General features: G+C 31.6%; 13 protein-coding genes. 3 read left to right on the top strand and 10 right to left on the bottom strand.

The window, feature by feature from the left end; all coding sequences use genetic code 11:
- The first annotated feature begins 38 nt into the window (after window positions 1–38).
- Window positions 39–1,208 carry an MFS transporter gene (locus ACTT9Y_RS00515; protein ID WP_440932545.1) on the top strand — a complete coding sequence of 390 codons (1,170 nt, stop codon included), beginning with the start codon at window positions 39–41 and terminating at the stop codon, window positions 1,206–1,208.
- Between the two features lie 32 nt (window positions 1,209–1,240).
- On the opposite strand, the gene ACTT9Y_RS00520 is transcribed toward ACTT9Y_RS00515, so the two are convergent.
- From ACTT9Y_RS00520 to ACTT9Y_RS00560, 9 genes are all read right to left on the bottom strand, one after another.
- The gene (locus tag ACTT9Y_RS00520; protein WP_440932546.1) at window positions 1,241–2,431 is read right to left on the bottom strand and encodes an ABC transporter substrate-binding protein; all 1,191 of its coding nucleotides are present in this window, start codon (window positions 2,429–2,431) and stop codon (window positions 1,241–1,243) included.
- A 107-nt stretch (window positions 2,432–2,538) separates the two neighbouring features.
- Window positions 2,539–4,020, bottom strand: a complete 1,482-nt coding sequence (locus ACTT9Y_RS00525; RefSeq protein ID WP_440932547.1) for an aldehyde dehydrogenase — start codon at window positions 4,018–4,020, stop codon at window positions 2,539–2,541.
- Window positions 4,013–4,798: an alpha/beta fold hydrolase gene (locus tag ACTT9Y_RS00530; protein ID WP_440932548.1), complete on the bottom strand. Its 786-nt coding sequence runs from the start codon at window positions 4,796–4,798 to the stop codon at window positions 4,013–4,015. The genes ACTT9Y_RS00525 and ACTT9Y_RS00530 overlap by 8 nt, the downstream gene beginning before the upstream one ends.
- 3 nt (window positions 4,799–4,801) lie before the next feature.
- Window positions 4,802–5,386, bottom strand: a complete 585-nt coding sequence (locus ACTT9Y_RS00535; RefSeq protein ID WP_440932549.1) for an amino acid synthesis family protein — start codon at window positions 5,384–5,386, stop codon at window positions 4,802–4,804.
- A 3-nt stretch (window positions 5,387–5,389) separates the two neighbouring features.
- Window positions 5,390–6,556, bottom strand: a complete 1,167-nt coding sequence (locus tag ACTT9Y_RS00540; protein ID WP_440643446.1) for an LLM class flavin-dependent oxidoreductase — start codon at window positions 6,554–6,556, stop codon at window positions 5,390–5,392.
- A 105-nt stretch (window positions 6,557–6,661) separates the two neighbouring features.
- Window positions 6,662–7,630: a 2OG-Fe(II) oxygenase family protein gene (locus ACTT9Y_RS00545; RefSeq protein WP_440932550.1), complete on the bottom strand. Its 969-nt coding sequence runs from the start codon at window positions 7,628–7,630 to the stop codon at window positions 6,662–6,664.
- Window positions 7,627–8,580 (bottom strand): DMT family transporter, encoded by a 954-nt coding sequence (locus ACTT9Y_RS00550; RefSeq protein ID WP_440932551.1) that lies wholly within the window; start codon window positions 8,578–8,580, stop codon window positions 7,627–7,629. Before ACTT9Y_RS00550 ends, ACTT9Y_RS00545 begins: the two co-directional genes overlap by 4 nt.
- Before the next feature lie 40 nt (window positions 8,581–8,620).
- Entirely contained in the window at window positions 8,621–9,082 is a 462-nt protein-coding gene (locus ACTT9Y_RS00555) for a thioesterase family protein (protein WP_440924971.1), read from the bottom strand.
- 1 nt (window position 9,083) lies between these two features.
- Entirely contained in the window at window positions 9,084–10,109 is a 1,026-nt protein-coding gene (locus ACTT9Y_RS00560; protein ID WP_440924972.1) for a quaternary amine ABC transporter ATP-binding protein, read from the bottom strand.
- 125 nt (window positions 10,110–10,234) lie between these two features.
- Here ACTT9Y_RS00560 and ACTT9Y_RS00565 point away from each other — a divergent pair, with 125 nt between their 5' ends.
- Both ACTT9Y_RS00565 and ACTT9Y_RS00570 read left to right on the top strand, forming a co-directional pair.
- On the top strand, window positions 10,235–10,966 hold the full coding sequence (locus ACTT9Y_RS00565) for a class II aldolase/adducin family protein (protein WP_440907581.1): 732 nt from the start codon (window positions 10,235–10,237) through the stop codon (window positions 10,964–10,966).
- Entirely contained in the window at window positions 10,966–12,117 is a 1,152-nt protein-coding gene (locus tag ACTT9Y_RS00570; protein ID WP_440932552.1) for a TauD/TfdA family dioxygenase, read from the top strand. The genes ACTT9Y_RS00565 and ACTT9Y_RS00570 overlap by 1 nt, the downstream gene beginning before the upstream one ends.
- Here ACTT9Y_RS00570 and ACTT9Y_RS00575 read toward each other — a convergent pair.
- Complete coding sequence (locus tag ACTT9Y_RS00575) at window positions 12,101–13,531, bottom strand: aldehyde dehydrogenase family protein (RefSeq protein WP_440932553.1); 1,431 nt, start codon at window positions 13,529–13,531, stop codon at window positions 12,101–12,103. The genes ACTT9Y_RS00570 and ACTT9Y_RS00575 overlap by 17 nt on opposite strands.
- Window positions 13,532–13,534 lie beyond the last annotated feature (3 nt).

Below are 13,534 nucleotides of genomic sequence, written 5' to 3' on the forward strand. Positions count from 1 at the left end.
TGGGCTTTGTATATGGCTGATAAGTATTTATTCTTTTAATGAATAAAAATCTTTCGTTACTTATATTAAGCCAGATTTTCGCTTTTACAGCTGCACCGGTCACCGTTTTTTTAAGCGGCATAATTGGTTCAAAATTTAGTCCAATAAAATCTTTAGCTACTCTTCCAATGGCTTTGTCAGTTCTTGGAATTGCGTTATTCGCTTTTTTTGCTGCAAAGCTAATGAGTATAATTGGACGAAAATTAGGTTTTATTTTTGCATCAATAGGTACATGTTTTGCATCTCTTTTAACTGCATACTCTATAATTATAGAAAGTTTTGTCTTATTTAATTTAGGATGCTTTTTAATTGGTGGAGGAATAGCTTTTAGCCATCAATATCGTTTTGCAGCAGTGGAGGTTGTGGATAAGGATTATGCACCAAAAGCAATTTCTATCATTTTGTTAGCAGGAATAGGTTCGGCGTTTATTGGTCCAAACATTGCAAACATTTCTAAAGGACTTATCTCAAATCATATGTATGCAGGTTCTTATCTTGCACTTGCCATTTTATCTATCTCATCAACAATTTTTTTAATTTTTTATCAGGAACCAAAAACGATATCTAGCAATCAATATAAAACTGGAAGAAGTTTTTTTGAGCTTATCTCTCAACCTAGATTTCTACAGGCGCTCGTAGCTTCAGCTTTTGCATATGCTGTAATGACTTTTTTAATGACAGCAACTCCTATAAGTATGCATCTGATGGAGAAAATAAGTCTAAGCAAGACTGGATTTGTTATTCAGCTTCATATAGCAGCCATGTTTTTACCTTCACTAGTTACAGGAAATTTAATTAAAAGATTTGGTCATAGTAAAATAATGTATGTGGGAGTTTTATTGTTTTTAGTCACAATTATTACCAGTTTATTTGAACAGAATTATATTAACTATATGGTTGCACTTATTTTCCTGGGGCTAGGGTGGAATTTTCTATTCATTTCAGGAACAAGCTTACTTGTTTTGTGTTACAGAGAAGAGGAAAAATTTAGAGCTCAAGGTTATAATGATTTAATTGTTTATTCTATACAAGCATTAGCCAGTTTGTCTGCTGGAGTATTTCTTAGCCTAACTAGCTGGAAAACTATGAATTTAATATGTTTGATTTTTCTAATTTTCATAGCTCTATCTACTATAAGAGCTGATTTAAAAAAAAACCCCAGTAATTAAATTACTGGGGTTTTTTGAATTAAGATAAAAAATTATCTTTGTTTTTTAGTTTTGAATTTTCCACCTTTAACTTCTTGTTCTAAGAAAGAACCTTCAGCTTCACCAACGTCAGTAAAAGTTACTCCAGTAGCACCTTCGTAATTAATCTTTTTACCTTTTGCCAGTAAATCTAAACCTTTCTTAAGCTCACCTGGATAAATTTTAGTTCCAGGAGCGTTAGCAACATCCATTACATTTTTTGCAATAGATGCTCTGTCAGCAGAGTTACCTGCTTGCATTGCAAGAACGATTAAAGCAGCTGCATCGTAAGATTCACCTGTGTAAGGACCAGAAGCTTCTACACCTCCAGCTTTTGCAACTTCAGCAAATATACCTGCACCTTTACCAGTAGAACCTGGTAATGATCCAAATGATTTACTTAAATCTTTTCCGAATGCATCAACTAAAGATTGACCAATCATACCATCTGATAAAATAAATCTATCAAACGCACCAGAGTCTAGAGAAGCTTGAATAATTCCTTTTCCTCCTTGGTCAAGATAACCAATAACTGCTACAGCATCACCACCAGCAGAAGCAAGAGTTGCTACTTCAGATGAGTAATCTGCTTTTCCATCCTCGTGAGCAGTTACAGTTGTAACTTTAATACCATGAGCTTCAACTGCTGCTTTGTAAACATCAGCCAAACCTTTACCATAGTCATTGTTTGTATAAGTGATTGCAACACTTTTTACTTTTCTGTCTTTAGTTATATCAGCTAAAATTTGACCACCTCTAGCATCTGATGGAGCAGTTCTAAAGAAATACCCTTTGTCATCTAGAGTTGTTAATCCTGGAGAAGTAGCTGAAGGTGAAATCATTACTACACCATTTGGTACAGCAACGTTAGTTGCAATAGCACCAGTTACACCTGAACAGTCTGCTCCCATAATTGCAGCTACACCACCTGAAATTAAACCTTCAGCTGCAGCTGTTGCCGCTGCTGAGTCAACACAAGTTGAGTCTGCTCTTACTGGCTCAATTTTTTTCCCACCTAATAGCGAACCTGAATCAGAAGCTTCTTTAAATGCAAGCTCTGCAGATGCTGCCATAGCTGGAGTTAGAGATTCAATAGGACCAGTGAATCCTAAAATAATCCCCATTTTAATCGAATGTCCGTCTGCCATTACATTTGAACCAAAACTTGATACAAACATAAATACAGCGATAAATAGTTTTCTCATTATCTTCCTCTTTATTGTTAACAATTTATAAAAGCCAATTTAAGTATGAATACAATCAATATTCAATGACAAAATTATCCTATTTTTGATGGGTTAATTGATACAGATTATCTTATTGAGAAAGGGTCTAGAGAAGGTTCATCAGATGTATAGAACCAAGTTGTTTTTACCCGTGTGTAGTCTTTAACTGATTCAATTCCAGCCTCTTTTCCATACCCACTATCTTTAATTCCTCCAAATGGTGCAGATGGTGAAATTAATCTGTAAGTATTTACAAATGTTATACCTGCCCGGATAGCATTAGACACCCTCATTCCTCTTGCGAGATCACTAGTATAAACACCTGAAGAAAGACCATATTGATTGTCGTTCATTAATTCAATTACCTCTTTTTCAGTGTCAAATTTCATTACTGATAATACAGGGCCAAAAAGCTCATTTTCAGCAGCCGGTAAATTATGATTTTCACACTCAATAATTGTTGGTGGAAAATAATAACCTTCATTTGAAAAAGGATGTCTTTTACCACCACATTTAATTTTTCCACCTTGTTCAACAGTTAATTTAATATTTTTTTCTATTACTTCTAATTGTTTAAAGTTACTTAAGGGACCCATTTCAGTATCAGAGTCCATTGGAGCACCTATTTTAATTTTTTCTGCTCTTGATGATAACTTATCTAAAAATTCGTTATAAATTCCTTTTTGTAAGTACAACCTTGAACCTGCTATACAACTTTGACCACTTGCTCCAAATATTCCAGCAGTTATTCCATTAATTGCATTTTCTTGTTTAGCATCATCAAAAACAGCAACAGGACTTTTGCCTCCTAATTCTAAACTTACCTCAGATAAATTTTCTGCAGAGTTTCTAATTATATGCCTTGCAGTTTCAGGGCCTCCTGTAAAAGCTACTTTCTCAACTAAGTTGTGAGTAGTTAAAGCTTTACCACATGGATCTCCAAACCCAGAAACTACATTTACAACACCTTTTGGTATTCCAGTTTCTTCAACTAACTTTGCAAATTCAAACATAGTTGCTGGTGCTAGTTCAGAACATTTAATTACTACTGTATTACCCATAGCTAGAGCAGGAGCGACTTTTGTTGCAGTTAAAAACATTTGAGAATTCCAAGGAATGATAGCTGCAATAACACCTATTGGAATTCTTGTTGTGATCGCTTGAATATTTGGTTTATCTATTGGAAGAACTGTTCCTTCAACTTTGTCAGCTAAACCTGCATAGTAATCATAATATTCAGCAATGTATTTTGCTTGTTGATAAGTTTCTCTGTACAGTTTTCCTGTATCAATTGTTTCAATTTTTCCTAATAGTTCAGAATTTTCTCTAAGTTTATTTCCGATTGCTCTTAAATATTTTGCTCTATCTCTTGCAATCATCTTTGGCCATTCACCTTCAAAAGCTTTTTGTGCAGCTTTTACAGCTCTATCAACATCATTTGCGCTAGCTTCAGGTACTATAGCCCAAGGCTTATTATTTTCTGGATTTAAAGTTTCAAAAGTTTTTTTTGTATCAGAGTCTACCCAGTGACCGTCTATAAACATTTGATATTTTTTTAATTCAGACATTATTTATATGTTTCATTATTGCATTATTTACTTCGTCTGCATATTCAATACTGCATAAATGTTTTCCATTTTTAATTTCAACATATGTTGAATTTAGTATATCTTTATTTAAATTTTTTGACATATCAGGCGTAGATCCTGGATCATCTGATCCTGTTATAATTAAGGTATTTGTTTTAATATTTTTTATATTTTCAAGATTGTCCTCATAGTTTGCAAATATTTCATAAGCTTTTATAAAATTTTCTTGATCAATTCCTTTCTTATTAAGAATTTTCATAAACTCATCGTATAATTCAGGGTTTTGCTCAAGGTACTCATCTGAAAACCATCTCTTCATTGCCATTTGAGATATTGGCATATTTTTTTTTGCTAAATTTACTCTATCAATTACATTTTGTCTTTCTTCAGCTGTCCTTTTGTAAGTAGTGGAAATTAGAGTTAAGGAATTTAAATAATTTTCATATTTTGAAGCAAATTCAATTGCAATCAAAGATCCGATAGAAAAGCCGATTAAATTAAATTTATCTATCTTTAGGTTATTTACTAAATTTGATAATTGATCAATAAAATTTTCCATTGATAAATTTGGTTCTTTAAAGGGTGTTTTTCCATGTCCTAACAGATCGTAAGTTATAAATGAATTATCTTTAAAAAATTCAATTTGTGGTTTCCACATTTGCTGATTTAAACCAACCCCATGAATAAAAATTATTGGTAACGAATTTTTATTATTAAAATAATAATGATTTTGATTGTTATCAAAATTGTAAGACATCAATTATTTATCGATGCCCATCTCTTTCATGTCTTGATATCTGTCACCTGTTCTTGCATGAGCTCGTCCGGTTGGAGCACCTCCAATAGCTACAACTATTTCATCTTCATTAGGGGCATCGTGAATTGTAAATTCATGCGTTAGATAAAAAGGTCTTAATCCAGCATCAGTTTTATGCATCATTGGAATTGAAATTTTTGCTCCCGCAGGGCCTCTAGTGTTAGTAAAACTTAAATAAGAAGTTCCACCAACGGCATCTCTAAATTTATTTCCAAATCTTAAAGTATGAATAAATGCAGACGCATGTTCTATTTCACCGTTCAATCCAACCATCGCAGCTTTCCCATAAGCTAAAATTTTTTCACCTGATCCAATTTCTTTTATTAACTCTGGCACCAAAAGATCTCCTAATTTAGGCGCAAGATCTAATATTTCTGGTTTTAAATCTTCTACAAAACCTTTTCCGGCCCAAGGATTTTCTATAACAGCTGCAACTGAAACTAACAAAACAGGCTCTTTAGCTTTTTTTCCACCCTCTATAAAAGTTTTATCTACAAATTTTGCAAATTTTCTAAGTTTTAAATCCATTTACTAGCTAGCTCTTTGAATGTTCGTATCTATCGGTTTTATATTTGGAATTACTTCTTCTGTAAATAATTTGATGCTTCTCATGCAGTCTTCGTGTTTAATTCCTGGAAAGTTAGACCAGACTTGTAAATTTTGAAGATTTAATTCTTGTTGAAGTTCTTTTATTTTTTCAATTACAAACTCAGGTGTTCCAAACAATAGATTTCTTTTATGAAGAAATTCATAATTTAATAAATCTAGTTTATTTTTTGTCTCTGGTAATTTTTCATCTGGATCCATATGATTTCCCAATCCTCTCCAATGACAAACCCATCTCATATAATTTACAATATGTTCTCCAGCCATTTTTTCAGCCTCTTCCATAGTTTCTGCAACAAACATATCTCTAACCAAACTAATACCTTCCCCTAGCGGTACATCTCTATTTTCAGCTTTAGATTTTGCATCTTTATAAATTTCAAATCTTTTTTTCAAAGCTTTTACAGTTGGTATCCACATAATTGTATTAAGCCCATTTTCTGCTGCCCACTGAATTGATCTTTCTCCATCAACTACTTGAGAAATTGGTGGAAAAGGTTTTTGATAAGGTTTTGGTAATACAGATATTTGTTTTAATTCATTTGTTTTTAAATCGACAACATTTTCTTTTGGAGGACTCATATCGTGTTGCCAAATAAAATTTGGTGAGGGATAAGTATAGAATTCACCTTGGTGAGAAAAGAAGTCCTCAGACCAAGCTTTTTTCATTATGTCCAATGTTTCAGAAAATAGTCTAAAATTTTTTGCTTGATCTTTTAAGTCAGCTTCTTTGTTCATGTTAATGGCTTCTCTTCCGTAAACTCCTCTTCCAATACCAACTTCCACTCTTCCTTTTGACATTTGGTCAAGGGTAGCAATATCTTCTGCAAGTCTTATAGGATTATGAAATGTTATTACGTTGCAAGCTTGTCCTAAACGAATATTTTTAGTTCTTGCAGCAGCATCAGTACACATCATTAGAGGATTAGTGCAAGACTCCATTCCCTCATGATTAAAATGGTGTTCGGTATACCAAATAGAATTCCAATTATTTTGATCACAATATTCAGTGATTTCTCTAGCTTCGTCTAGAAGTTGGGTATAAGGTTTTTTATCCCAATTAGTAGTATTACAAAAATATCCAAAGTTCATAAAGCCTCCTTTAAAAATTAATTTAAAGACGACCGATCCCACTTTCGTAAATTTTTGAATTTAACGACGAGTTATGTATCGCTTTATAGTTAAACTTTATTATTACTAGCGCTGATATTCAATAAATTTCTTTAAGGATTTGTTAAGAAATTTCTCATAAATTGGACCATTATTTTTGAATTTGCTTCCGTTTAAAAATGATTGGTTCATTTTGAAATCATAGGAAGGTTCAAAGAAAAAAGGAACAGAGAGTCTCTTACTTTTATTCCATAAAACTCTGTGATTAGTTGCTTTAAATTTACCTTTGCTTAGAAACTCCAAAGCTCTACCAGTGTTTACTACTAAAGCTTTTTGTTTAAATGGCACATCATACCATTTTTTATTTTTTCTATTTTGTACCTGCAATCCACCTTTTCTATCTTGATAGAGAACTGTGAATACACCACTATCAACATGTGTTTCACATCCAAGAGCAACCCCATCTTGTTTAGATATTTCTACTGGTTTTGTCTGATTAGGATAATAATTAAATCTTAATGTGCTTAATGTTTTTAATCTTGAAAAAGCTACACTAGAAATATCAGGATTTTTTTTATTAAGTTTTATTACACTCTTAAATAAAGTTTCACTCAATCTATAAATATTATCAAAATATTTGTTTAAAATATTTATTGAACTTTTTTTAAAACACTCATTTAGATTAAGAAATTCTATGTATTGATTATTTAGATTTGAAGAATATTTTTTAGTTACTTTTAAATCACCTATATCCAAACCTTCTTTTCCGTTCACATCATTAGGAAAATATCCTCTGTAAAGATTTTTATTTTTTTTATTCCATTTTTTAGGTGATAATTTTCTTTTCTTAGTGTCTGGTAAATTAAAAAATTTATGCCCAACTTCGCATGTTTTTTTAATTTCTTTTAGATTAATTCCATGTCCAGTAATTTGAAAAAATCCTACATTGACACAAGCTTTTTCAATTTCTTTAATTGTTTTAAATGCATTTTGAGTTTCAAAATTATTTTTTATTAAAGGAGAAATATTAATTGTTGGTATAAAGTTCTTGCTCATCTTCTAACTGGTGTTTCTGTTGCAATAAATTGCTCTTTAACTCTCTCTCTCATGTAAATATAAATTCCAGCTGCTATAATACACGCAACACCAATAAACGTTCTGGTCGTTGGTACTTCATTAAATAAAAAGTAGCCAGGTATCATAGACATAATTATTAATGAATACTCAAACAAAGAAACAACAGAAGGTGATGCAACTATATATGCTGAAAAAATACAAACAAAAGCTATTGATGCAGCAAAACCAAAAAATAAAATAAATTTCCATGTATATTCAATATTTGAAAACCATTCTCTAAAGATGAATTGTATTGTTGGATCAAAGTTTGAATTATTAAGCTGACCACTACCCATAAAAATATATAAAATTACACACAGTAATATTGCAATCAGATAAAAGTAATATAGCTGAGTGTTAACATCATCTTTATCAGATGTATATTTAGTGATAGTCATAGATGCAGCATAACAAAATGCACAAAAAACTGGTAAAAGACTTCGATATTCAAAGTCTGAAAAATTTGGATTTAAGACTATAAAAACGCCAACAAAACCAAAAACAATTGCTGACCACCTTCTAATACCAATAGTTTCTTTTAAAAATAACTTTGCAAATATTGATACGAAAAAAGGGGAGGAAAAAAATAGAGCATTTGCTGTTGCTAAAGGCATAAAAGTTAGTGAGATAAAAAAAGCAGAAAAAGCAATAAAATGCAAAACCACTCTTAGTATTGTTAAAAAAGGATAGTGAGTTTTAAGAGAGACTTTTTGTTTTCTGAATTTTATATAACCAAATAGCAAAATTGCTGCAACAAAATATCTTCCAAAAAATATTTCATATAAAGCTGCTTTTTCAAAAATGAATTTAATTAAAGCATCCTGCATTGCAAAAAATGTCATTGCAGTAATAATTAAAAGTATTCCTTTTGAATTATTATTAGCGCCCATTATGCACCTATATCAAAAAAAAATTGTATAGAATATTTAATTATTTCTTTAATTTAGAAGAGAATAGAAGACCTTCGCTTGAAAATTTTGACTTATTTTCTTCAATAAAATCTTTCATTAATTTTACTTTTTCTTCTTCAAATTCAGTAACCTTTCTTTTGCTTAAATCTATATATAGCGATATCCATTCCATAGAAGCTGAAGGTTTGTTAGTTTTTTGAGAAATCATTTCCATTTTTAAATGTAATCTTTTTTTATCATGATCAAAATAAGTCAGATTAACATTGACCATTTCTCCCTCTTTTACCTCATTTAAATATTTAGTATTAGTTTCAACAACCATTGTACTTCTATTAAGATTTTTTGCTGCTGTTCCACCCATTTTAAATTTTTCAAGAGCAACTTCCCATGCTTGATCAAAAACAAGCACATAATAAGCCATGTTCATATGATTGTTGTAATCAACCCATTCCTTTTTTACTTCGAAAGTTTTTAATAACACTTTATGATCTTGTTAATGAAGACTGTAATTCTTGGTTTGAAATGTATCCTTTTACATTTCCACTTTTATCAACCACTTCACAATTTGAGTCAGAACAAACAATTTTTGGTAAAAAATCTTCAATAAACTCATCTTCATTTACTTTTATTAAGTTTGATTTATCTATGTCATTAGCTTGATCAGCAGTTTTCATAATAATTTTTGCCTTGATGACTTTTGCTCTATTCACATCTTTTACAAAAGCTTTTACATAATCATCAGCAGGGTTCATAATAATTTCCTCAGGGGTTCCTACTTGGACTAATTTTCCAGAGTTTAATATCCCGATATGATCACCCAATCTTAATGATTCATCTAGATCGTGAGTAATAAATACAATTGTTTTTTTTAGTTCTGCTTGAAGATCAATTAGTTGTTTTTGCATGTCACTTCTAATCAGAGGATCTAGAGCACTGAAAGCCTCATCCATTAACATGATATCTGTATCGGTAGCTAATGCTCTTGCTAAACCAACACGTTGCTGCATTCCTCCTGATAATTGAGCGGGGTATTGATTTTCAAAACCAGTTAGACCAACTGCATCAATTTTTTCCATTGAGATTTTATTTCTTTCATCTTCACCTTTCCCTTGCATTTCTAGTCCGTATCCAACATTTTGAATTACTGTTTTATGCGGGAATAAACCAAATCTTTGAAACACCATGCTCATTTTATGTCTTCTAAATTCAATAAGCTTATCTTTATCAAGTGACATTACATTCGTGCCCTCAACTAAAATTTCACCATCAGTTGGATCGATTAGTCTATTTAAATGTCTTATTAGTGTTGATTTTCCCGATCCAGATAAACCCATACAAACAAAGGTTTCTCCTTCTTCAATTTTAAGCGAAACATTATCTAATCCAACGGTATGACCAGTTTGCTCTAAAATTTCGTCTTTTGTTGCACCATCTTTTACCATTGGCAGTACAGAAGAAGGGTTGTTTCCAAAAATTTTGTAAACGTTGTTGATCTCAATTTTTGACATGATGTAATGTTCTAACAGTTACAATCATCATATGTAAAACAAATATTATACAACTTATAATTGTTTTAAGAAATAACAGTTGTATTTATTTGCTTTTGCTTATTTTTTAAATAAGAATTTTATTTATGGCGCAAACAGATAAAGATGTGCGACTAGAGTTGTCTGCTCTCTATAGAATTTTACATATGTACGGCATGACAGACCTTGCTAACCAATGTGCAGGGGCAAGATCTGCTGAAGATAAGAATTGTTCTTTTGTTCATCCATACGGAATGTTTTATGAGGAAATTACCGCTTCATCTTTAGTTAAAATTGATCAAAACGGAAAAAAATTAGATTCAGACGGACCTTGGTTAAATGACGGATGCATTAATCTTGCTCAATGGATTTTTAATAAAAGAAATGATGTAAACTTTTATGTTCACGGACATGCCAACGATGTGATGGCAGTTGGAGGTACTAAAGAAGGTTTAATGTATCTTTCACAGGCCGCAGTTTATTTAAATCATCTTGTTGGATATATTGATTATGAATTTGTTGAGGACAAAGAATTTGGAAGTAAATTTGAAAACCTAATTAGTAAACACGATATTTTGATTACTAGAAATCATGGATATTACACAGTAGGAAAAACTGCTGCAGAAGCATTTTTCAGAGCTTATTATCTAGAGCAAGCATGTTCAGTTCAGGTAAAAAACCTTGCCATGGGGTTAAACAAACATGAAATAGATAAACAGAAAGCTGCATATTTTTGGGAAAACATGAGCGACTCCGATGATTATAATTATGATGGAAAAACGGAGTGGGCTGCTTTATTAAGAAAACTAGAGAGAGAACATTCAAATTATAAAAATTAATGGAACAAAATTTTACAATAAAAAATATAACTAAAAATTCTACAAATTTAGAAATTGACTGGAGTGATGGAAAAAAAAGTAAATTTAATTATTTATGGCTAAGAGACAATTGTCCAACTGCACATGACAAAGACTCACGTCATAGAATGTTTAATATTTTAAAAGTATCAAACAAAATTAATCCAAAAAAATTTGCAGTAAATAATGAAGGCAAGCTTGAAATTGAATGGAGTGAAGGTGACCATATAAGTTATTATGACCAAAATTGGTTAAGAGAAAACTGCTATACTATAAAAAATAATTTAGATTATAAATCTCCATATCAACTTTGGGACAACTCTTTACAAAATGACCTGAAGTCAATTGAGATTGAACATGATGAAATTATGAGTTCATATGAGGGACTTGTCAGATGGTTAGAGCTCTTACACCACACTGGAATTGCTATAGTAAAAAATGCTCCAACTGAAAATAATTCTGGCTTTAAAATTTTAAACAGAATCAGCCATACTAGAGAAACTTTTTTTAAAACACCTTTTGAAGTAATTAATATCCCTAAACCAAATAATTCTGCTTACACAGCACATGCCCTAAGAAATCATATGGATTTACCATGGTTTGAAACACCACCTGGTTATCAATTTCTTCATTGTTTAGTTAATTCTGCAACAGGAGGAGACTCATCCGCTGTAGATGGCTTTGCAGTTGCAGATTATTTAAGAAAAAATGAGAAAGAAATATTTGATACGCTAGTAAACGTTCATTTAAAATTTAGAGACATGGATTATACACAAGAGTCTGTTAGAAGTTATTACGCACCCGCGATATCTCTAACAAAAGATAATGATTACCATGATATTCGGTTTAGCGTAGCAACTATGGATGCTTTAGATTGTCATCCTGATTTGATGGATAAAGTTTATAAAGCTCATCACCGATTTGGAAATTTACTTCATGACGATCAATTCCAGATTAAATTTAGATTAGGACCAGGTGATATTTTTTCTTTTAACAATAGACGATTATTACACGGTAGAACTGAATATGATCCAAACTCAGGACATAGACATTTGCAAGGTTATTACATGGATCGAGACGAAATTATTGGGAGACTAAGATATTTAAAAAATTCTGTTAACTCCAACCAGTAACATTCTTTACTTCAAGATATTCCTCAAGACCCCAAACACCTCCTTCTCTCCCATTACCTGATTGTCTGTAACCACCAAATGGAGTTCCGGAATCTGCTCCATTTCCATTTATGTAAACACATCCAGATCTTAATTTTTTAGCAACTCTGTGTGCTTTTTCTCGGTCTTCAGTTTGCAAATAATTTCCAAGACCATAAGAAGTATCATTTACAATATTGACTGCCTCATCTTCAGTCCCAAATGGAATTATAGATAATACAGGTCCAAAAATTTCCTCTTTAGCAATTCTCATTTCATTAGTTACATTTGTAAATATAGTTGGTTTGATAAAGTATCCTTTGTTCAAACCGTTTGGTAACTCAGGTCCACCTGCTGCAAGAGTTGCGCCTTCAGAAATACCACTTTCAATAAGATTTATAATTTTCTCATATTGAATTTTAGAAATTACTGGTCCTATATGATCTCCCTTTTTTGAAGCTTGATCTACTTTAATTTTGTTTGCTTCATCAACAGCTTCTTTAACAGCTCTATCGTAAATTGATTTTTCAACAAGCATCCTTGTTGGTGCATCACAAGATTGACCAGAATTGCTCATTACATTTCTAATACCGTCTCTTACTGCATCTTTATAACTATCAGCAAAAACAATATTTCCACCTTTTCCACCTAATTCAAGACAAACTCTTTTAATTGTTTCAGCAGCATTTTTTGAAATTAATCTTCCTGCTCTTGTTGAACCTGTGAAAGAAACCATATCAATATCAGGGTGGGTTGAAATGTGGGTTCCCACTCCTGCGCCGTCTCCATTTACCAAATTAAATACACCTTTTGGAAAACCTACTTCATCAATCATTTCTGCAAATAGCATTCCAGAAATAGGAGCAATTTCTGATGGTTTTAAAATCATTGTACATCCAGTTGCGAATGCAGGAACGACTTTTAAAGTAATTTGATTAATAGGCCAATTCCACGGTGTGATTAATCCACAAACTCCAATTGGCTCATAATAGATATGATTATTTGATTTATTATCAAAGTGTTCATCAAATTTAAAATTTTTTAATCTTAAAATAAAATCATCTAAATGATCTTTCCCTGAAGCTGTTTGAACATCTGTTGCCCAATCCATTGGCGCACCCATTTCAAGAGAAATAGCCTCAGCCATTTCATTAAATCTTTTTTTATAAACTGATGATAATTTTTCAAGTAAACTGAGCCTTTCTTTCTTGCTAGTTTCTTTCCAAGTATTAAAGGCATTTTTTGCTGATTTGACAGCTAAATCTGTATCCTCTTTTGAACCTAAAGAAATAACAGCAAACGGATCTTCATTGCATGGATTAATTACGTCAAAATCATTTTTTTTAATTGGATCAACCCACTGACCATTTATGTAAAATTTCCTTTTATCTAACATTTT

This window comes from Candidatus Pelagibacter sp., assembly GCF_052049995.1.
In the GTDB taxonomy this organism is placed as follows: domain Bacteria; phylum Pseudomonadota; class Alphaproteobacteria; order Pelagibacterales; family Pelagibacteraceae; genus Pelagibacter.

What these genes read in the sequence shown, in the direction of transcription:
- ACTT9Y_RS00515 (WP_440932545.1), top strand. Translation starts at nt 39, where the DNA reads ATGAATAAAAATCTTTCGTTACTTATATTAAGCCAGATTTTCGCTTTT.
- ACTT9Y_RS00520 (WP_440932546.1), bottom strand. Translation starts at nt 2,431, where the DNA reads ATGAGAAAACTATTTATCGCTGTATTTATGTTTGTATCAAGTTTTGGT.
- ACTT9Y_RS00525 (WP_440932547.1), bottom strand. Translation starts at nt 4,020, where the DNA reads ATGTCTGAATTAAAAAAATATCAAATGTTTATAGACGGTCACTGGGTA.
- ACTT9Y_RS00530 (WP_440932548.1), bottom strand. Translation starts at nt 4,798, where the DNA reads ATGTCTTACAATTTTGATAACAATCAAAATCATTATTATTTTAATAAT.
- ACTT9Y_RS00535 (WP_440932549.1), bottom strand. Translation starts at nt 5,386, where the DNA reads ATGGATTTAAAACTTAGAAAATTTGCAAAATTTGTAGATAAAACTTTT.
- ACTT9Y_RS00540 (WP_440643446.1), bottom strand. Translation starts at nt 6,556, where the DNA reads ATGAACTTTGGATATTTTTGTAATACTACTAATTGGGATAAAAAACCT.
- ACTT9Y_RS00545 (WP_440932550.1), bottom strand. Translation starts at nt 7,630, where the DNA reads ATGAGCAAGAACTTTATACCAACAATTAATATTTCTCCTTTAATAAAA.
- ACTT9Y_RS00550 (WP_440932551.1), bottom strand. Translation starts at nt 8,580, where the DNA reads ATGGGCGCTAATAATAATTCAAAAGGAATACTTTTAATTATTACTGCA.
- ACTT9Y_RS00560 (WP_440924972.1), bottom strand. Translation starts at nt 10,109, where the DNA reads ATGTCAAAAATTGAGATCAACAACGTTTACAAAATTTTTGGAAACAAC.
- ACTT9Y_RS00565 (WP_440907581.1), top strand. Translation starts at nt 10,235, where the DNA reads ATGGCGCAAACAGATAAAGATGTGCGACTAGAGTTGTCTGCTCTCTAT.
- ACTT9Y_RS00570 (WP_440932552.1), top strand. Translation starts at nt 10,966, where the DNA reads ATGGAACAAAATTTTACAATAAAAAATATAACTAAAAATTCTACAAAT.
- ACTT9Y_RS00575 (WP_440932553.1), bottom strand. Translation starts at nt 13,531, where the DNA reads ATGTTAGATAAAAGGAAATTTTACATAAATGGTCAGTGGGTTGATCCA.